We start from the raw sequence: 18,326 nt of genomic DNA, 5'->3' as shown, positions 1-18,326 counted from the left end.
GTCCCAGACGCACCTGTTTCCGGTCAGCCCTCACCATCCGGCTTCCGGGACGCCACCTCGGCCGCCTTCGCCGACGCACTCCCCGGACGCTTACGAGCCACCCAACCCTCGATATTCCGCTGCTGACCACGGGCCACAGCCAACGAACCGGGCGGCACATCCTTCGTGATCACAGACCCGGCAGCGGTGTACGCACCGTCCCCCACCGTGACAGGAGCCACAATCATGTTGTCCGCTCCGGTCTTGCAGTGCGACCCGACGGTCGTGTGGTGCTTGCTCTCCCCGTCATAGTTCACAAACACACTTGCAGCGCCGATGTTCGTGTACTCACCGATCGTCGCGTCACCGACATACGACAGATGCGGCACCTTCGTGCCCTCACCGATCGAGGCGTTCTTCGTCTCGACGTACGTACCGATCTTGCCCTTCGCACCAAGACGGGTACCGGGACGGAGATACGCGTACGGCCCCACGGACGCGTTCGGCCCCACCTGCGCACCGTCGGCCACGGTGTTGTCCACCCGGGCACCGGCATCGACACGCGTGTCCTTGAGCCGGCTGTTCGGCCCCACCTCCGCCCCCTCGCCCAGGTGGGTGGAACCCTGCAACTGGGTGCCCGGGTGGACGACCGCGTCCTGCTCGAAGGTGACAGTGACATCGATCCAGGTGGTCGCCGGGTCGATGACAGTGACGCCCTCGAGCATGGCGCGGGTCAGGAGCCGGTCGTTGAGAATCCGGCGCGCCTCGGCGAGCTGCACACGGTTGTTGATACCGGCGATCTCACGATGATCAGCAGCCACGGAGGCACCGACGCGGTGACCGGCCTCACGGAGAATCCCCAGGACGTCGGTCAGGTACTCCTCGCCCTGGCTGTTGTCGGTACGGACCTTCCCGAGAGCGTCCGCGAGCAACTGCCCGTCGAAGGCGAAGACGCCGGAGTTGATCTCCCGGATCGCCCGCTGGGAGTCGGAGGCGTCCTTGTGCTCGACGATCGCCGTCACGGCACCGGAGACGTCGTCCCGGACGATCCGCCCATAGCCGGTCGCGTCCGGCACCTCGGCGGTCAGCACGGTGACGGCGTTCCCGTCCTGCGCGTGGGTCGCGGCGAGCTGCTTGAGCGTCTCGCCGGTCAGCAGGGGAGTGTCACCGCAGACGACCACGACGGTCCCGTCGACGACACCGCCCAGCTCCTCCAGGCCCATCCGGACCGCGTGCCCGGTCCCGTTCTGCTCCGCCTGGACAGCGGTACGTACGTCCGGGGCGACCTTCGCGAGATGCTCGGTGACCTTCTCCCGGGCGTGCCCGACGACCACGACGAGGTTCTCCGGCTTCAACTCACCGGCGGCGGCGAGCACATGCCCCACGAGACTGCGGCCGCAGATCTCATGCAGGACCTTCGGTGTGGCCGATTTCATACGGGTGCCCTCACCCGCTGCGAGTACGACGACGGCTGCCGGGCGAATGGCGCTCACGGGATGCCCTTCGGCTGTGGAGGGGGTGGGGTGGACATCCGCAGGATACCGGGGTGGTTGTGGGGGGAGATGAGAGCGGGCCCCGACTTGGCAGTCAGGGCCCGAACCGAGGTCTTGTGTGCTGTGGCTCCCCCGCAAGGATTCGAACCTTGTCCTGCTAGATCCAAAATCTAGTGTGCTGCCTGTTACACCACGGGGGACAGCGCTTCAGACCTTACCGGAGACGTGCTTGCGCGTGGGTGACGATCCCCCTCCACCAGCCCTCGATGCGGTTGTACAGGCCCGCGCTTCTTGCCACTCCGATGACCAGACAGCCGTGATAGTCGTCGCCGGTGTTCTTGCGGACGGTCTTCGGGTTGTGTTTTTTGAGCGTCGGCTTCGCGAAGACTGAGACGTCGACGTCGGCGATCTCTGCCCAGTAACGGTGCGCTTCGTCGACGTCTGCGGACTCGTGGATGAGTACGCGGAAGTGCAGGCGCTCCCGATCCACGTCCAGCAGGTCGAGCCAGGCCAGGTACACCTGGATCACGCCGGGATCGCTGTTGACGAAGATAGCGCGCTCGCGTCGGTCGTAGGGCTTGCTCTTGGAGCCCTCGGCCCAGTACAGCGCGACCCCTGCCATGAACAGCTCGCGGTCCGTCAGCTCCCCGATCTCCTGGTGCGCTGCGAACTTGGTCTTCTTGCGTTCCTCGTCCTCTGCTGCACGGCGCCTTGCCAACCCTTCCCGCATGAGGGCTCGCTGTTCTTCGGGCGTGTAGCGCGGCTCAGGCTTCGGCAGGTCCCGTACCCAGAGTGACACCGAACTCCTGGAGCAGCCCAGCTCCGCCTCGATCTGGTCGTATGTCCAGCCCTGGAGTCGCAGTTCCCGTGCCTTCGCCCGCAGATCGTCCTTCGCGTTCGGTCGCTTCGTCCACTCCGGCGGCGGTTCCCCCTTCACCAGCTGGTTGAGGATGTCGTTGTTGAAGATCTTCAGCTCGTCGCGGATCTGCCGAAGGCTGTAGCCCCGCCGCCGCAGCGCCACCGCCTGCTCTCGCAGCCCCTCAAGGTCGGCGTATTTGCCGTGTGGATGTGCCATAGGCATACCGTCCGGCCGGAATGATCGGTTCCGAGGTCGAACGGTGAGCGATTCAGCAGTTCGAGGGATACCAGCCGGTTTCGCTGTTATTCGATTACGGAGTGTGGTGTGAGCCGGTCGTTGAAACTCGCCGGAAAAGCGCATGCCCCCGCCCGTAGGCTGGAGGCATGACCACGACGGGGGAAGACGACACCAGGGCCTTGACCGGGCCCTGGTGGTGGGCCAGATGGCGTAGCGCGGTGCTCGACGGGTGCCTTGCGTTGGTGTCCGCGGTGGAGTGTGCGGCCGAGGGGATTCCGTTTGCGCGGGATGCGGGGATTCCGCTGGCCGCGGGTGTGGTGTTCGGTGTGGCGGCGGGTTCGACGTTGCTGTTGCGTCGGATGTGGCCGATTGTCGTCGTTCTGGTGTCGGTGGCGATCGCGCCGGCGCAGATGGGTTTTCTGCTGACGGTCGTCGGGCTGTACACGCTGGCCGCGTCGGAGCTGCCGCGTCGGATCATTGCGTCGCTGGCGGGGATGTCGCTGGTGGGGACGTTGGTGGTGACGTTCGTGCGGGCGCAGCAGGACATGACGCGCGGCGAGTGGGACATGGGGGACTGGTTCGTCCCCTTTATCTCCATTACCGCGTCTCTTGGTGTGACCGCGCCGCCTCTGCTGCTGGGTCTGTATGTGGGTGCTCGGCGTCGGCTGATGGAGAGTCTTCGGGAGCGGGCGGACAGTCTGGAGCGGGAGCTTCAGTTGCTTGCGGAGCGGGCGGAGGAGCGGGCCGAGTGGGCGCGTAATGAGGAGCGGACTCGGATCGCGCGGGAGATGCATGACGTGGTCGCGCATCGGGTGAGTCTGATGGTGGTGCATGCGGCGGCGCTGCAGGCGGTGGCCCGGAAGGATCCCGAGAAGGCGGTGAAGAACGCGGCGCTGGTGGGGGACATGGGGCGGCAGGCGTTGACCGAGTTGCGGGAGATGCTGGGGGTGCTGCGCAGTGGGGATGCGGGGGTGGCGCGGGAGCGTGCGGCGGTGCCGTTGGCGGCGGTGAAGGTGGCTGCGGCTGCGGCTGCGGCTGCTTCGCGTGTGGCGGGCGAGGGGGGCGGTTCGGCGGAGGGGCCGTGTCTGTCGGAGTTGGAGGAGTTGATCGGGCAGTCGGCGGCTGCGGGGATGGTGGTCGATCTGTTGGTGGAGGGGGAGGTGCGGTCGTATGCGCCGGAGGTGGAGCAGACGGCGTATCGCGTGGTGCAGGAGGCGTTGACGAACGTGCACAAGCATGCGGCGGGGGCGAAGACGCGTGTGCGGTTGGCGCATCGGGTGTCGGAGATCGCGATGCAGGTGGAGAACGGGCCGCCGCCGGAGGTGTCGTCGGCGTCGGCGGCGCGGTTGCCGTCCGGGGGGAACGGGCTGGTGGGGATGAAGGAGCGGGTTTCGGCGTTGGGTGGGGTGTTTGTGTCGGGGCCGACGGATGCGGGGGGGTTTCGGGTGTCGGCGGTGATTCCGGCGTCGTAGGCCTGGCGGGGGCCGTGGGTGTCAGCCTGCGGTGAGGCGTATGGGTTCTGTGCCGGAGATGAGGCCGGTGAGGGCGTGGTCGATGGTGGGGCCGAGGTACCAGTCGCCGGTGTGGTCGAGGGCGTAGATGCGGCCTTCGGTGTCGATGGCGAGGATGGTCTGGGTGTCGGGTTCGGCGCCGAGGGGGCTGACGTCGGTGTCGAGGGCGCGGCCGAGGTCGGCGAGGGTGCGGGCCATGTGGAGGCCGTGGAGGGGGTCGAGGTGGAGGGTTGCGGGGGCGATCTGGCGGCCGGGTCCGGTGGGGGTGATGTGGAGGCTGCCGAATTCGGCCCAGGCTTCGACGGCGGCGGGGAAGACGGCGTGGCGGTGGCCTGCGGGTGAGGTGTGTTCGCGGAGGGTGTCGGCCCAGATTTCGGCTTGTTTGATGTCCCAGCGTCCGGGTTGCCAGCCGGCGGCGCGCAGGGCGGCGTCGATGGGTACGGCGAAGCGGGTGGTGGAGGTGCGGTCGGCGTGCATCTGCCCTCTATCTTGCGTTTGTTCGGGGTGGGGGTCAGGCGTCGGTCGCTGTGGGGTCGATGATGCGGACGCCGAAGCGGGCGCTGAGGGCGGTGCAGGCGCGGCAGGGGGTGGCGAAGCTGCCGTGGAGGGGGTCGCCGTCTTCGCGGATGCGGCGGGCGGTGAGTTTGGCCTGTTTGAGGGCTTTGCGGGCTTCGCCGTTGGTCATGGGTTTGCGGGCGGCGCGTTTGCTGCGGGCGGCGTCGGTGTTGGCGATGTGCCGGGAGATGAGGATGGTTTCGGCGCAGCGGCCGGTGAAGCGGTCGCGTTGGGCGCTGGTGAGGGTGTCGAGGAAGTCCTGTACGAGTGGGTGGAGGGTGGGGGGCTGGTCGCCGCGGGCGGCGGTGCCGGTGAGGGTGGCGCCGCGGACGGAGAGGGCGGCGGCGACGGTGGGGAGTATGCCGTCGCGGCGGTGGCGGAGGGTGGGTGCCTGGTGGGTTTCGGTGGCGCTCCAGCCGATGCGGGGGTCGCCGGATGTGCTGGTGTGTGGTCCCGTTTGCGTCGTGTTCATGATCGTATTTCCCCTCCCGTGCATCCCCCCGGCGGACACAGAGTGCCAAATGCCGTGGCTGGTGCGGAAGCTGGGGCGCTGCGACACGCCCGTGTTCGGGCTGGCTGTCACGGGAGGGTGACTGCTGGTCACGGTGGGCGGAGGGTGGGTTTCCGGTGCTGTGACCGGCGCCGGTGACCGGTTTCGTCGTACCGCATAGGCTGTCGGCACCGCGATGCGCGCGGTCAACGCGTTGGAGAGACAGTCGATACGGGGCGTAGTGGGCCTTAGGGGTTGCTACGGGTCGTACCAGAGTGCCGCAGGGGGCTACCGCCATGACGACAGGTCGGCTCGGGCAGCAAGCCGCGCCGCCGAACGCGGCCTATGCCGGGCAGGTCGTGCATTTCCCGGATCCGGTTCGGGCGGCCCGTCATCCGAGAGGGGTGCGGGTGGATGAGCACGGTTACCCGGATTTCTCGCCCTATGCGCGTGCGGCGGTGGAGATTGCGGAGCCGCCGGAGGGTTTCGGCGTGGACGAGTTGCGGTTGACGGACTATGTGTCGGCGAACGCGGCGCTTGCGGCTTCGGGGCATGAGTTGTGGGACACGGTGCCGTCGGTGGCGACGCCGCACGGCTGGACGTGGCATCACGTGGTGGGGTCGCGGCGGTTGGAGCTGGTGCCGGTCGAGGTGAAGGCGTTGCTGCGGCATCACGGCGGTGTCGCGACGGCGGCGGTGGACCAGGGCAAGCGGGGGACGCGGCCGTTGCAGGAGACGCGGCCTGCGCATTTCGGGTTGCCGAAGTCGGGCGTGGCGGTGAGTGAGTCGCAGGTGCTGGGGGTCGAGGAGGACCTGGGGTACCGGCTGCCGGGTGCGTACCGGTCGTTTTTGAAGGCGGCGGGTGGGTGTGCACCGGTGGGGACGGCGTTGGATGCGGAGTTGGGGCTGCTGATCGATCAGCCGTTCTTCACGGTGCGGGACGAGGCGGCGGTCAATGACCTGGTGTATGTGAACAAGTGTCTGCGCGACCATCTGACCAAGGATTATCTGGGTGTTGGGTTTGTGCAGGGCGGGTTGCTGGCCGTGAAGGTGAAGGGTGACCGGCTCGGATCGGTGTGGTTCTGCGCGTACGACGATGCGCGGGATGTGGATCCTGCGGTGCCGCCGGCGGAGCGGGTGGAGCGGTTGTTGTTGCCGTGCGGTGAGGATTTCGACGCGTTCTTGGCGCGGTTGGCGGGTTCTCCGCCGGAGTTGGAGACCGTGGCGAATCTGATGGTGGACGGTGGGTTCGCGCAGGTGGTGCCCGTCTCTTCGGCCGTGACTGCCGTGGGGGAGTGAGCTGGCGATGGTGACGTTCGCGCAGGCGCAGGAGCGCGCGGAAGAGTGGATCAACGGGGATGTGCCGTCGTACCAGCATCGTGAGGTGCGGGTGCGGGAGTTCGGGCTCGGGTTCGTGGTGTGGGCCGAGGACCGTGCGGACGGGCCGCGTTCGGACGGGGGTGCGCAGCGGCTGGTGATCGCGCGGGACAGCGGTGAGGCGACGTTGTGGCCGTCGCTGCCGGTGGGTGAGGTGATCCGCCGGTACGAGGAGGAGTACGGGGGGCGTGCGGACGCGGCCGCGGATGCGGCGCCGGCTGTTGCGGCTCGGGTGGATCTGAATCAGACGTCGTTCTTGTTGAGTCCGCCGGAGTGGTTGCAGGAGGCGGCGGACCGGTTGGGGATTCCGGAGCGGCGGACGGGTGCGGGTTCCGGTGCCGCTGCGAGTGCCGGTTCCGGTGATGGTTCGGGTGCCGGTGCCGGTGCTGGTGCGGCTGGTAGTGGTACGGCGTGGCCGGCGGCCGGCTCCGGTGGTGACGGTGAGGCGGGCGCGGGGGCGCGTGCCGAGGGTGCCGGGGTGCCGGGTGTGCCTGCGGGGGCGACTCCGTGGGCCGGGACGGACACCAACGCGGATGCGGGTGAGGACCGTTCCGTGCCGTTGCCGGAGACGGTTTTCGCGCCGCCGTTGAGTGACGCGGACGTTGGCGAGACGCCGCCCGCGGCGGCGCCGGACGCCAAGACGGCGCTGATGGCGGGGGGCAGCGGACTTCCGCCGACGGCGGTCGCGCCGGCCCTCGACGATGCGCCGGCGCCCGGCGCGCAGGGTTCGCAGGGGTCGGGTGCGCCGGGTGGCGTCCCGCAGGGCAGCACGCCGCCGCCGGGGCCGGGTGCGCCGGCTTACGGGTATCCGCAGGGGTTGGGTGCGGCAGGGGTTCCGGGGACGCCGCCGCCGGGGCCGTCGACTTACGGGTATCCGCAGGGTTCGGGTGCGGGGGCTGTTCCGGGGACGCCGCCTCCGACGCCGGGAGCGGGTACGCCGCCGCCGGGTGGTGCACAGGCGTACGGGTATCCGCAGGCGCCGGGTGCGCCGCAGCCGCCGGCCGCTCCGGGCGGACCGGCCGGGCAGCCGCTCGCGCCGAGCGCCGGGGACATCGCCGATGCCGCGACGAGCAAGGCGGCGCCTCCGCCACGCCGTGCGCGGGGCGGCGGCGTGACGCCTCCGCCTCCGCCGGGGGCGCCCGGTGTTCCGGGTGCGCGGTCTGGGAGCACGCCTCCGCCGTCGGGTACGCCGGGTGGGCCCGGTGCGTCGGCAGGCGGGTATGTGCCGACACAGCTCGTGTCGGCGATCGGGCCCGACGGTCCTGAGGTGCCTGGCGGGCCGGGCGCGCCGCAGCCGCCGGGTACCCCGACTCCTCCGGGTACCCCGACTCCGCCTGGGGCTCCCCATCCGCCCGGGGCGCCGGGTGCGCCGGGCGGTACGCCTCCCGGTGGTGTCCACCACGCCGCCACGGTGCTGGCCGATCCGGCCCGGATGGGCCCGGGTGGAGGCGCACCGCAGCCTCCGGGTGCCCCTGGTGCGCCGGGGACCCCGCAGCCGCCCGGAACCCCCGGTGCACCGCAGTCTCCCGGCACCCCGGGTACACCGCAGCCCCCCGGCGCGCAGGGCTCCGCAGGCGGCGCGCGAGGTGCCGTGCACCACGCGGAGACCGTGCTGGCCGCGCCCCCGGTCGGCGGCCCCGGTGCACCTCCCGCGGGCGGCCCCGGTACGCCCCCGCCGCCAACTCCCGGCGCACCCGGCGTTCCAGGCGCCCCCGGCATGCCCCCCGGCGCCCCGCAGCCGATGCCCCCGGCACCGGGTGCGGTCGCGCCGCCCCCCGGCCAGCCCATGCCCGGCGTGCCTGGCCACCCCGTACCTGGCCAGCCCATGCCCGGCCAGCAGCCGCCGGCGTACGGCTACCCGCAGCCGGGCGGTCAGCCGACCGTGGGCCCCGGTTATCAGGCCGTGCTGCGCTACCGCGCGCAGGACGGCTCCGAGCAGCAGCTGATCCGGCGTTCCGCGCCGGGTACGCCGCACCCGGAGTGGCAGATCTTCCACGAGCTGCGGGCGATGAACGTGCCGCCGGACCAGGTGCTCGAGCTGCACACCGAGTTGGAGTCGTGTGAGCTGCCGGGTGCGTACTGTGCGCGGATGATCCGGGAGCAGTGGCCGCAGGCGCGGATCACGAGCATCGCTCCGTACGGTACGGATCACGCGAGCCGGCAGCAGGGCATGCAGCAACTCCTTGCCCACCAGGGCGAGTTGCACCAGGTGGCCGATGGGCCCGCGCGCCCCGCCCCGGTACGGGCGCCGCTTTTGCCGGTGCAGCCGGCGCCGCCGGTTCCGCCGGAGGGTGTGGCGCAGGAGCTGGCGGGGGCGTTCGGGCCGGGGGTGTTCCGGTTCGAGCAGGCGGCGGTGTCCCGGCAGGGGGTGCCGCCGGTGGTGGCGCAGACGCTGGTGATGGCGGGGCTGCCGCTGGACATGGGCCCGTTCTTCTGGGCGCAGGCCCAGCCGGGGCGGCCGGTGCCGACGCTGGCGGAGCTGGCTGCCGAGCGCGGGGTGCAGCCGGCGTCGGACGCGGGCTCGTACCTGGTGATGGGCAGCGATTTCGGCAAGGCGATCTGTGTGCAGTACGGCACGGCGAACATCGTGGCGGTGCCGGTGGAGGCGGGGCCGGGTGGTGCGCCGGTGCCGCCGCAGTTCGTGAACACCGGGCTGCCGGAGTTCGTGCGCTGTCTGGCGCTGCTCGGGCGGATGTGGCGGCTGCGGTTCGGGCTGAACCAGGAGCAGGCGGGCCGTTGGACCGTCGACTTCCAGGCCCAGTTGGCCTCACTCGATCCGGCGGCGCTGGGTTCGCCGGAGAGCTGGTGGTCGGTGCTGCTGGAGCAGATGTGGGACGGCCTGCTGTGACCCTGGGGTGACGACAGGACGTGTGAAAGGGCCGGGCCCGGTCGTGTGACCGGGCCCGGCCCTTTGTTTACGTACCTTGTGCACGGAGTGTCGCGTTATGAACGCTTCCGCATGATCCATCAAGATGTGCGCGACATGGACGTCCTTCAAGGGGTTCGAGGGGTTCTGGAATGAGCAGCGCATCGGTGTCGTCGCATGGCTTCGTGACCGTCCGGGGGCGCGGTTATCGCCCCGAGCAGGTCGACGCGTATGCCTTCGCGCTCTCCGTGGATCGCGACGCCGCCTGGGAACGTGCGGCCCGCCTCACCGTGCTCGCCCGGGAGATGGAGACGGAGGTGGAGCGGCTGCGGGAGACGGTCGAGCAGCTCCCTCCGCAGACGTACGAGGCGCTCGGGGAGCGCGCCCGGCTTCTTTTCCAGCTCGCGCAGGAGGAGGCGGCGGTCCTGCGCGAGGAGGCGCGGAGTGCGGTGGACGGGTGGGTTGCGGATGCCGAGGCGCACGCCCTGGAGGTGCGCCGGGCCGCGCAGGAAGAGGCCGATGCGCTGCGCGCGGACGCCGAGGAACACGCCCGTCAGCGCTTGCTCGCGGCGCAGGCCGAGGCCGACGAGCTCCGGGGCACTGCCCGGCGTGAGGTGAAGGAGAGCCGTAAGGAAGCCGTCGCCGCGTTGCGTGAGGTGCGGCAGCGCACGGCGGCGATGCTGGCCGGGCAGGAGAAGGAGCACGCCCAGCGGTGGGCGTCCGCCGAGCAGGAGGCCGAGGACCGTACGGCAGCGCTGGATGCGCACTTCGCCGAACGGATGGCCCGCGCCGAGGCCGCGCTGTCCGAGGCGGAACAGGACCTGGCCGCCGCCGCGGAGTCCGCCCGGCAGTGGCAGGAGCAGGCCCAGGCCCGGGCCGAGGAGGTTCTCGCCGAGGCCCGGGCCGAGGAGGACCGTATCGAGCGGGAGACGGAGGGGGTGCTGCGGGAGCACGGGGAGCAGTGGGACAAGGTGCAGGCGCACATGGACTACGTACGCAGCAGTCTCGCCAAGCTGATGGGGAACCGTGCGCAGGCGGAGTGACGTGGGGGCCGGCTGGTCTCACCCCCTGCGCCGCACCGCGCCGGCCAGGATCCACCCCTCCACCGCCTCGTACTGCCGGCGCTGCTCGTCCGACTTCTGCCGGCCGGAGGCGAGCGTTCCCAGCCAGCCGAAGGCGAAGCCGAGGGGGACGGAGATCAGGGCGGTCGTGGTGAACGGGAAGTAGTTGAAGTCGGCCTCGGGGAAGGCGGAGGCGGGGGACCCGGAGACGAGGTTGGTGCCCGGCATCAGCAGCAGAACGGACAGGGAGCCGCCGATGAGGGTGCTCAGCAGGCCGGTGCGGGTGTAGCGGCGCCAGAACAGGCTGTAGACGAGAGCGGGGGCGAGGGCGGAGGCGCCCAGGGAGAAGGACAGTGTCACCAGGGGTTGCAGGCTGCGGTGCTGGACCAAGGTCGCCAGCAGGATGGCCGGGACGCCGACGGCCAGGGCGGAGATGCGGGCGAGGGCCATCTCGCGGCGGGGCGACATCTCCTGTACACGGCCGGCGAAGACGTCGTGGGCCAGGGAGTTGGCGCAGGCGAGGATCATGCCCGCGACCGAGGCGAGCACCGTCAGGAACACCGCCGTGGTGATCGCTGTGAACAGGAACGTCTCGGCCGTGGACACCTCCGCGCCGAACGCGGCCTGGGAGCCCAGCAGATACGCCGAGTTCCCCTGAGGGTCCGCCCCGGCGATCGTCTCGCGGCCGATCAGCGCGGTCGCGCCGACGCCGACGACCGTGATGATCAGGACGAAGACGACGACACTCGACACCGCCCAGGACATGGACCGGCGCACCTGGCGGGCGCTGGACGCCGTGTACATGCGCATCGTGACGTGCGGCAGGCAGGCCGCGCCGAGGACGACGGCCAGCTGGGAGGTGATCATGTCGAGGCGGGGGGCCGGGCCGCCCGCGAACTGCAGCCCGGAGCTGAGGAAGTCGGACCCCACCCCGCTCTGCTGCGCTGCCCGGTCGAACAACGCGGCCGGATTCCAGTCGAACTTGTTCAGGACGAGTACGGCCACCACCGCGCCGGACCCGAGCAGCATCACCATCTTCAGTGTCTGGATGAGAGCGGTGCCCTTCATCCCGCCGATCGCCGCGTAGCTGATCATCAGGACGCCCAGCCCGATGATGCAGCCCGTCTTCAACTCCTCGCCGGAGAAGCCCAGCAGAAAAGCCATCAACTGCCCTGTACCCGCGAGCTGCACCAGCATCATCGGCATCAGCGCGGCCAGCGTCACCGCACAGGCGGTCACCCGCACACACCGCCCCGGCATACGGCGCGCGAAGGCATCGCCCATCGTGAAACGCCCCGCGTTCCGCAGAGGTTCCGCCAGCAGGAACATCAGCAGCATCAACGACAGCGCCGTACTCAGCGCGAGGACGATCCCGTCGTAGCCGTACAGCGCGATCACCCCGCCGGTGCCCAGCACGGTCGCGGCGGAGATGTAGTCGCCCGCGATCGCCAGGCCGTTGCGCATGGGGGACAGAGAGCTGTAGCCGGTGTAGAACTCGTCGAGGTCGTCCCGGTCCGGGCCGGTCATCACGCACAGCAGCAGCGTGATCGTGACCACCGCGGAGAAGGCGACGAGGGACATCGTCTCCGCCGACTCGCTGAATCCGGTCATCGTGCCGTCCCTCGCTTCGCGTCCAGCCGGGCCTGGTGGCGGATGCGCTCCGCGAGCGGGTCGACGCGGCGCCGCGCGGTGTGCTCGTACAGCCATATCGCCAGGCAGGTGACCGGCAGTTGGGCCAGCCCGAGCAGCAGCCCGACCGGCAGACCGCCGATCCCCTCGCTCGTCATGAACCCCGGCGCGTACGCCGAAAGGACCAGGAACAGCACGAAGTAGCCGAGCGCGGTGAGCGTCGCCACGCGCCGCTGCCAGCGGTAGGCGCTGCGCAGGATGCGCAGGTCGCTGTGGTGCCCCAGCGGGGCGTGGACCGGCCTTCGCCGGGGCTCGGGTTCGGGTTCGGGCGGGGCGGCGGGTTGCCACGGGTACGTCGGGGACGAGTACCGGGGCGGGTGCGGGGGGTTCGTCGGATACGGGGACTGGGGCAGGTGCGAGCGGTGCGGCGGGTACGACGAGTACGGGTCGGACGACATCCCGTTGCTCCTTGCAGGCTCGGGTCCGTGGCGGCGGACCGCAGGGAGTGGGGGTGAGCGGGCCACGCACGCTACTCGGAGGGGCGGGGACGCGCGACGCTTTGGGCAAACTGAGTGGTCGGTATGCGCTTACTTCGATGAACTGCACGGTTCCCCAGGTTGTTACCCGCGTTAACTCCGACTTTTGCCGGCCGGGGCGAGATCCTGAACGAGCGAGCCGGATGTCTTCAGTGGTCCTTGAGGACCGGGAAGCGGCGCGGCGCCAGCACCAGCAGGACCAGGAAGGCGAGCGCCGCCGCGCACGCCGCGCCCAGATACACCGCGTGGACCGCGTCCGCGACGGCCCGTCGGGTCGTTTCGGACGCGGCGCCCGTGCCGAGGCCGTGGGCGACGGCGTCGAGGTCGCCGGCGTCGCCGAGGCGGCCGGCGAGGACGCCGTTGGCGACGGCGCCGAAGACGGATGCGCCGAGGGTCTGGCCGGTCTGCCGGCAGAAGAGGACGGACGCGGTGGCCGTGCCGCGTTCGTCCCAGCCGACGGTCGACTGGACGCCGACGATGAGGGGGAGCTGGAAGAGGCCGAGTGCGGCCCCGAGAAGGAGCATCAGGAGGGCCGGCTGCCAGGCCTCGCCGGGGTACGGCAGCAGGGGGAAGGCCAGCAGGATCAGGGTCGCCGTGCCGATGCCGAGCATCGCCGTGTTGCGGAAGCCGATCCTGCGGTACACATGCTGGCTGAGCGCGGCGGAGACGGGCCAGCTCAACGTCCAGACGGACAGGACGAATCCGGCGGCCACGGGGCCGAGGCCGAGGACGGACTGCGCGTACGTCGGCAGGAACACGGCGGGCGCCACCATGAGCAGGCCCAGCGCCCCGAGGGCGAGATTGACCGCGGCGATCGTACGGCGGCGCCAGACCCAGCCCGGGATGACCGGTTCGGCAGCCCGGCGTTCGACGAAGAAGACGAGGACGACGAGGGCAAGTCCCGTACCGAGCAGGGCGATCGACGGCGGCGACAGCCATGCCCAGGCGACTCCGCCCTGCACCAGCGCCGTGAGCAGGACTCCGCCGCACGCGAACACCACAAGGGCGCCCGCCCAGTCGACACGCGCGCGTGCGTCCGTTTTCCGTTGCGGTTCGTGCAGGTGGCGGACGATCAGCCAGAGGGCGAGTCCGCCGATCGGCAGGTTGACGAGGAAGATCCAGCGCCAGTCGGCGTACGCGGCGAGGACACCGCCCACGGCGGGGCCGGCGACCGCGGACACCGCCCACACCGTGGAGAGCTTGGCCTGGATCTTCGGGCGTTCCTTCAGGGGATAGAGGTCGGCGGCGAGCGTCTGGACCGTGCCCTGGAGTGCGCCGCCGCCGAGGCCCTGGACGATACGGAAGGCGATGAGTGCCCACATGTTCCAGGCGAGGGCACACAGCAGGGAGCCGAGCAGGAAGACGCTCGCGCCCACCACGAGGACCGGTTTGCGGCCGAAGGTGTCGGAGAGCTTGCCGTAGACGGGCAGGGTGACGGTGACGGCCAGCAGATAGCCGGAGAAGAGCCAGGAGAAGACGGAGAAGCCGCCCAGGTCGCCGACGATCTGCGGTACGGCCGTGGAGACGACGGTGGAGTCGAGTGCCGCCAGTGCCATCGACAGCATCAGCGCGGCGACGACGGCTCCGCGCCGGTCGGTCCCGGTGCGCTGTGCCGTGCCGCGTATCGCGGGTCTGGTGCTGCCCACGCAGATTCCTTCCCCTTGCAGCTATCTGCCGTCGGACAGCTTCCCACTTGACCTTCACGCAGCGGGAGGGTGGAGGCTGAGTGGGCCGATGGGTGGAGTCGACCCTGAGAAGGACTCCGCCTGAGGGCGGACTGCCCCTAGGGGTACCTCCGTACCAGGGCTTGGGGAGGGTTCGTACCGGCGGAGGACGAGGCGGTACGGGGGTCGTCCTTAACCTGGCTTTACGCCGCGGGGGAGGTGCGCCGCACCTTCGGGGGTGGGGTTTTCCTCAGTGCAAGACGGGGTTGAACACCATCGAACGTCACCCCTGCTTGCCGCGAGACTCATCGGCGTAGCACTTCGCTCGACTTCCCACGACTCAGCACGAGTCAACTGCTGACCGACATAGGAGACATACCGTGACATCGGCTGTAACCATTCCCAGGCACGGGGGCACTGGAGGGCGTACGGCCGTTGCCGCGCGGGCGCGGCAGGTCGTCAAGGCCTACGGGGCCGGGGAGACCCGCGTCGTCGCCCTCGACCATGTCGACGTGGACATCGCCCGCGGCCGGTTCACCGCCATCATGGGCCCGTCGGGGTCCGGCAAGTCCACGCTGATGCACTGCCTGGCCGGGCTCGACACCGTCACCAGCGGGCAGATCCATCTCGACGAGACCGAGATCACCGGTCTGAAGGACAAGAAGCTGACGCAACTGCGCCGGGACCGGATCGGGTTCATCTTCCAGGCGTTCAACCTGCTGCCGACGCTGAACGCGATCGAGAACATCACCCTGCCCATGGACATCGCCGGCCGTAAGCCGGACAAGGCGTGGCTGCAGCGGGTGGTGGAGACCGTGGGGCTCGCCGACCGGCTCAAGCACCGGCCGACGCAGCTGTCCGGCGGACAGCAGCAGCGCGTCGCCGTGGCCCGGGCACTGGCCGCGCGGCCCGAGATCATCTTCGGTGACGAGCCGACCGGAAACCTCGACTCGCGCGCGGGCGCCGAGGTGCTGGGCTTCCTGCGGCGGTCCGTGGACGAGTTGGGGCAGACCATCGTGATGGTCACGCACGACCCGGTGGCCGCCTCGTACGCCGACCGTGTGCTGTATCTCGCCGACGGCCGGATCGTCGACGAGATGTACAACCCGACGGCGGATCAGGTCCTGGACCGCATGAAGGACTTCGACGCCCGGGGGCGCACGTCATGACCGTGCTGAAGACGTCGATGCGCAACTTCTTCGCGCACAAGGGGCGCATGGCCCTGTCGGCCGTCGCCGTGCTGTTGTCGGTGGCGTTCGTGTGCGGCACGCTCGTGTTCACCGACACGATGAACACGACGTTCGACAAGCTGTTCGCGGCCACCGCGTCGGATGTCACGGTGAGCCCGAAGGGCGCCTCGGACACCGGTGAGACCACCGCCGACAACGGCAAGCCGCCGGTCATGCCGGCCTCCGTCGTCGACGAGGTCCGCAAGGCGGAGGGCGTGAAGTCGGCTCAGGGCACCGTCTTCTCGACGTCGGTGACGGTCGTCGACGCCGACAAGGACAGCCTCTCGCCGTCCGGCGGTGGGCCGACCATCGTCGGCAGCTGGAACTCCAACGAGGCCCGCACCATGAAGATCACCTCGGGTTCCGCGCCCGAGGGCGCCGACCAGGTGATGATCGACGCGGACACCGCGGACAAGCACGGCCTGGAACTCGGCGACGAGATCGGCGTCATCACCGCTGTCGGCACGCACCGGGCGAAGATCTCCGGCATCGCCGACTTCACCGTCACCAACCCCGGTGCCGCGATCTTCTACCTGGACACGAAGACCGCCCAGCAGACCCTCGTCGGTGAGACCGGCGTCTACACGAACGTCAACGTCACCGCCGCGTCCGGCTTCACCGACGCCCAGGTGAAGAAGAACGTCGCCACCGCCCTCGACGGCGGCTTCAAGGTGCAGACGGCCAAGGAGGTCGCCGACGCGAACGCCGAGGACGTCCAGGAGTTCATGGGCGTCATCAAGTACGCGATGCTCGGCTTCGCCGGGATCGCCTTCCTCGTCGGCGTCTTCCTGATCATCAACACCTTCTCGATGCTGGTCGCCCAGCGGACTCGCGAGATCGGCCTGATGCGGGCCATCGGATCCAGCCGCAAGCAGGTCAACCGGTCCGTGCTGGTCGAGGCACTGATGCTCGGTTTCGTCGGCTCCGTGCTCGGTGTGGGCGCGGGCGTCGGGCTCGCCGTCGGGCTGATGAAGCTCATGGGCGCCATGGGCATGAACCTCTCCACGGACGACCTGACGGTCGCCTGGACGACCCCGGTGGTCGGACTGGTCCTCGGCGTCGTCGTCACCGTCCTCGCCGCCTACCTCCCGGCCCGCCGCGCCGGCAAGGTCTCGCCCATGGCCGCCCTGCGCGACGCGGGCGCCCCGGCCGACGCGAAGGCGGGTGTCGTACGGGCCGTGCTGGGCCTGCTGCTGACCGGTGCCGGTGGGGTCGGGCTGTATCTGGCGGCCGCCGCCGACAAGGCGAGCGAGGGTGCGCTGTGGCTGGGCGCGGGCGTGGTGCTGTCGCTGATCGGCTTCGTCGTCATCGGTCCGCTGCTCGCGGGCGGAGTCGTCCGGGTGCTCGGCGCGATCGTGCTGCGGATGTTCGGGCCCGTCGGCCGGATGGCCGAGCGCAACGCGCTGCGCAATCCGCGCCGCACCGGCGCCACGGGCGCGGCGCTGATGATCGGGCTGGCCCTGGTGGCCTGTCTGTCGGTGGTCGGCTCGTCGATGGTCGCCTCGGCGACGGAGGAACTCGACAAGAGCGTGGGGACGGACTTCATCATCCAGTCCGACAGCGGGCAGCTGATCACGCCGCAGGCGGTCACGGCCGTGAAGGGCGCCGACGGCGTGGACCGCGTCACCGAGTACAAGTGGACCAAGGCCGACTTCAGGACCCCCGACGGGAAGACGTCCAAGGACACCGCCATCACGGCCGCCGACCCGACGTACGCGCAGGACCTGCGGGTCGAGACCGTCGCCGGCAACCTCGACGACGCCTACCGGCCCGACTCCATGTCCGTCCACGAGGAGTACGCCAAGGACCACGGCATCCGCCTCGGCTCCGAGATCGCCGTCGACTTCAAGGACGGCTCCACCGGCCGGCTGACCGTCCGCGCGATCACCAGCAGCGACGCGGTCATCGACCAGGGCGCGATGTACACGTCGATCGACACGCTGGCCACGTACGTCCCCGCCGACAAGGTTCCGCTCGACACGGTGCTGTTCGCCTCGGCGAAGGACGGCCAGGAGGCGGCGGCGTACACGGCACTGAAGACGGCGCTGGACGACTACCCGCAGTACACCGTGCGCGACCAGACCGACTACAAGGAGGCCCTGAAGGACCAGATCGGCCAGCTCCTGAACATGATCTACGGCCTGCTGGCCCTCGCGATCATCGTGGCCGTCCTGGGCGTCGTGAACACCCTGGCCCTGTCGGTGGTGGAGCGGACCCGGGAGATCGGCCTGATGCGGGCGATCGGCCTGTCGCGCCGGCAGCTGCGCCGAATGATCCGTCTGGAGTCGGTCGTGATCGCCCTCTTCGGTGCCCTGCTGGGCCTGGGGCTGGGCATGGGCTGGGGCGCCACGGCGCAGCAGCTGCTCGCTCTGGAGGGGCTGAACGTCCTGGAGATCCCGTGGCCGACCATCGGCGGGGTGTTCATCGGCTCGGCCTTCGTCGGCCTGTTCGCCGCGCTGGTTCCTGCCTTCCGGGCGGGCCGGATGAACGTCCTGAACGCGATCGCGACCGAGTAGCCACCGCATACGGGGGTTGCGGGGGAGGGCCCGGTGCCGGGGAGTCCTGGGGACTCCCCGGCACCGGGCCCCGCTTCATGCCCGCAGGAGCGGGACGTCGTACTTCCGGATCGAGGCGTCGCGGCAGTTCCAGGCACGCTCGGGCAGGTCGGGAGGGCCTTCGGTAGCCGTCGTCGTCCCCCTCACGTGGCCGGCGTCGTCACTCCCCCGGGTGACAATCGCGGCCGCGACGTACTCTGGAGACCCCCGGCCCGCCCCGCGTGTCGGGCCCTTCGCGTTGCCCACTCCCAGTCACCCCCTGTCATCCAGGACGGAAAGCCTCTCC

13 protein-coding genes and 1 tRNA gene are annotated in these 18,326 nt (G+C 70.3%); 6 read left to right on the top strand and 8 right to left on the bottom strand.

What is annotated here, in order from left to right; translation table 11 throughout:
* Positions 1–23 precede the first annotated feature (23 nt).
* The 3 genes from glmU to ACFV7R_RS11100 form a co-directional block, all read right to left on the bottom strand.
* Positions 24–1,472, bottom strand: a complete 1,449-nt coding sequence (gene glmU, locus ACFV7R_RS11110) for a bifunctional UDP-N-acetylglucosamine diphosphorylase/glucosamine-1-phosphate N-acetyltransferase GlmU (protein WP_385262384.1) — start codon at positions 1,470–1,472, stop codon at positions 24–26.
* Positions 1,473–1,596: 124 nt separating this feature from the next.
* Positions 1,597–1,672, bottom strand: a tRNA-Gln gene (locus ACFV7R_RS11105).
* A gap of 14 nt (positions 1,673–1,686) precedes the next feature.
* Positions 1,687–2,547 carry a helix-turn-helix domain-containing protein gene (locus ACFV7R_RS11100; protein ID WP_385262383.1) on the bottom strand — a complete coding sequence of 287 codons (861 nt, stop codon included), beginning with the start codon at positions 2,545–2,547 and terminating at the stop codon, positions 1,687–1,689.
* 167 nt (positions 2,548–2,714) lie between these two features.
* Between ACFV7R_RS11100 and ACFV7R_RS11095 the strand changes: the two genes are divergently transcribed.
* Positions 2,715–4,040, top strand: coding sequence for a sensor histidine kinase (locus ACFV7R_RS11095; RefSeq protein ID WP_385262380.1), 1,326 nt, complete (start codon positions 2,715–2,717; stop codon positions 4,038–4,040).
* Between the two features lie 21 nt (positions 4,041–4,061).
* Here the strand turns inward: ACFV7R_RS11095 and ACFV7R_RS11090 are convergent, their stop codons facing one another.
* On the bottom strand, positions 4,062–4,556 hold the full coding sequence (locus tag ACFV7R_RS11090) for an SUKH-3 domain-containing protein (RefSeq protein ID WP_385262379.1): 495 nt from the start codon (positions 4,554–4,556) through the stop codon (positions 4,062–4,064).
* A 34-nt stretch (positions 4,557–4,590) separates the two neighbouring features.
* The gene (locus tag ACFV7R_RS11085) at positions 4,591–5,106 is read right to left on the bottom strand and encodes a YwqJ-related putative deaminase (RefSeq protein WP_385262377.1); all 516 of its coding nucleotides are present in this window, start codon (positions 5,104–5,106) and stop codon (positions 4,591–4,593) included.
* Positions 5,107–5,420: 314 nt separating this feature from the next.
* Between ACFV7R_RS11085 and ACFV7R_RS11080 the strand changes: the two genes are divergently transcribed.
* The 3 genes from ACFV7R_RS11080 to ACFV7R_RS11070 all read left to right on the top strand — a co-directional run bounded on the left by ACFV7R_RS11080 (position 5,421) and on the right by ACFV7R_RS11070 (position 10,409).
* Positions 5,421–6,422 (top strand): SMI1/KNR4 family protein, encoded by a 1,002-nt coding sequence (locus ACFV7R_RS11080; protein ID WP_385262375.1) that lies wholly within the window; start codon positions 5,421–5,423, stop codon positions 6,420–6,422.
* A 7-nt stretch (positions 6,423–6,429) separates the two neighbouring features.
* On the top strand, positions 6,430–9,348 hold the full coding sequence (locus ACFV7R_RS11075) for an SUKH-4 family immunity protein (protein WP_385262373.1): 2,919 nt from the start codon (positions 6,430–6,432) through the stop codon (positions 9,346–9,348).
* 170 nt (positions 9,349–9,518) lie between these two features.
* Positions 9,519–10,409, top strand: coding sequence for a cellulose-binding protein (locus ACFV7R_RS11070; protein WP_385262371.1), 891 nt, complete (start codon positions 9,519–9,521; stop codon positions 10,407–10,409).
* A gap of 18 nt (positions 10,410–10,427) precedes the next feature.
* On the opposite strand, the gene ACFV7R_RS11065 is transcribed toward ACFV7R_RS11070, so the two are convergent.
* The 3 genes from ACFV7R_RS11065 to ACFV7R_RS11055 all read right to left on the bottom strand — a co-directional run bounded on the left by ACFV7R_RS11065 (position 10,428) and on the right by ACFV7R_RS11055 (position 14,238).
* Positions 10,428–12,038, bottom strand: a complete 1,611-nt coding sequence (locus ACFV7R_RS11065) for a cation acetate symporter (RefSeq protein ID WP_129799908.1) — start codon at positions 12,036–12,038, stop codon at positions 10,428–10,430.
* Positions 12,035–12,514 carry a DUF485 domain-containing protein gene (locus ACFV7R_RS11060; protein ID WP_385262369.1) on the bottom strand — a complete coding sequence of 160 codons (480 nt, stop codon included), beginning with the start codon at positions 12,512–12,514 and terminating at the stop codon, positions 12,035–12,037. The genes ACFV7R_RS11065 and ACFV7R_RS11060 overlap by 4 nt, the downstream gene beginning before the upstream one ends.
* Positions 12,515–12,741: 227 nt before the next feature.
* On the bottom strand, positions 12,742–14,238 hold the full coding sequence (locus ACFV7R_RS11055; RefSeq protein WP_385262366.1) for an MFS transporter: 1,497 nt from the start codon (positions 14,236–14,238) through the stop codon (positions 12,742–12,744).
* Between the two features lie 398 nt (positions 14,239–14,636).
* On the opposite strand from ACFV7R_RS11055, the gene ACFV7R_RS11050 reads away from it, so the two are divergent.
* Positions 14,637–15,425 carry an ABC transporter ATP-binding protein gene (locus ACFV7R_RS11050; RefSeq protein ID WP_385262364.1) on the top strand — a complete coding sequence of 263 codons (789 nt, stop codon included), beginning with the start codon at positions 14,637–14,639 and terminating at the stop codon, positions 15,423–15,425.
* On the top strand, positions 15,422–18,001 hold the full coding sequence (locus ACFV7R_RS11045; protein ID WP_385262361.1) for an ABC transporter permease: 2,580 nt from the start codon (positions 15,422–15,424) through the stop codon (positions 17,999–18,001). The genes ACFV7R_RS11050 and ACFV7R_RS11045 overlap by 4 nt, the downstream gene beginning before the upstream one ends.
* Positions 18,002–18,326: the final 325 nt, after the last annotated feature.

This window comes from Streptomyces sp. NPDC059866 (assembly GCF_042731325.1).
In the GTDB taxonomy this organism is placed as follows: Bacteria; Actinomycetota; Actinomycetes; order Streptomycetales; family Streptomycetaceae; genus Streptomyces; species Streptomyces flavusporus.
This window is presented reverse-complemented; position numbering and strand designations above follow the sequence as displayed.

Excerpts from the sequence above, each read along its gene's own strand:
- ACFV7R_RS11075 (WP_385262373.1), top strand. The coding sequence starts at position 6,430 with ATGGTGACGTTCGCGCAGGCGCAGGAGCGCGCGGAAGAGTGGATCAAC.
- ACFV7R_RS11095 (WP_385262380.1), top strand. The coding sequence starts at position 2,715 with ATGACCACGACGGGGGAAGACGACACCAGGGCCTTGACCGGGCCCTGG.
- ACFV7R_RS11045 (WP_385262361.1), top strand. The coding sequence starts at position 15,422 with ATGACCGTGCTGAAGACGTCGATGCGCAACTTCTTCGCGCACAAGGGG.
- ACFV7R_RS11085 (WP_385262377.1), bottom strand. The coding sequence starts at position 5,106 with ATGAACACGACGCAAACGGGACCACACACCAGCACATCCGGCGACCCC.
- ACFV7R_RS11090 (WP_385262379.1), bottom strand. The coding sequence starts at position 4,556 with ATGCACGCCGACCGCACCTCCACCACCCGCTTCGCCGTACCCATCGAC.
- ACFV7R_RS11100 (WP_385262383.1), bottom strand. The coding sequence starts at position 2,547 with ATGGCACATCCACACGGCAAATACGCCGACCTTGAGGGGCTGCGAGAG.
- ACFV7R_RS11080 (WP_385262375.1), top strand. The coding sequence starts at position 5,421 with ATGACGACAGGTCGGCTCGGGCAGCAAGCCGCGCCGCCGAACGCGGCC.
- ACFV7R_RS11070 (WP_385262371.1), top strand. The coding sequence starts at position 9,519 with ATGAGCAGCGCATCGGTGTCGTCGCATGGCTTCGTGACCGTCCGGGGG.
- ACFV7R_RS11060 (WP_385262369.1), bottom strand. The coding sequence starts at position 12,514 with ATGTCGTCCGACCCGTACTCGTCGTACCCGCCGCACCGCTCGCACCTG.
- ACFV7R_RS11065 (WP_129799908.1), bottom strand. The coding sequence starts at position 12,038 with ATGACCGGATTCAGCGAGTCGGCGGAGACGATGTCCCTCGTCGCCTTC.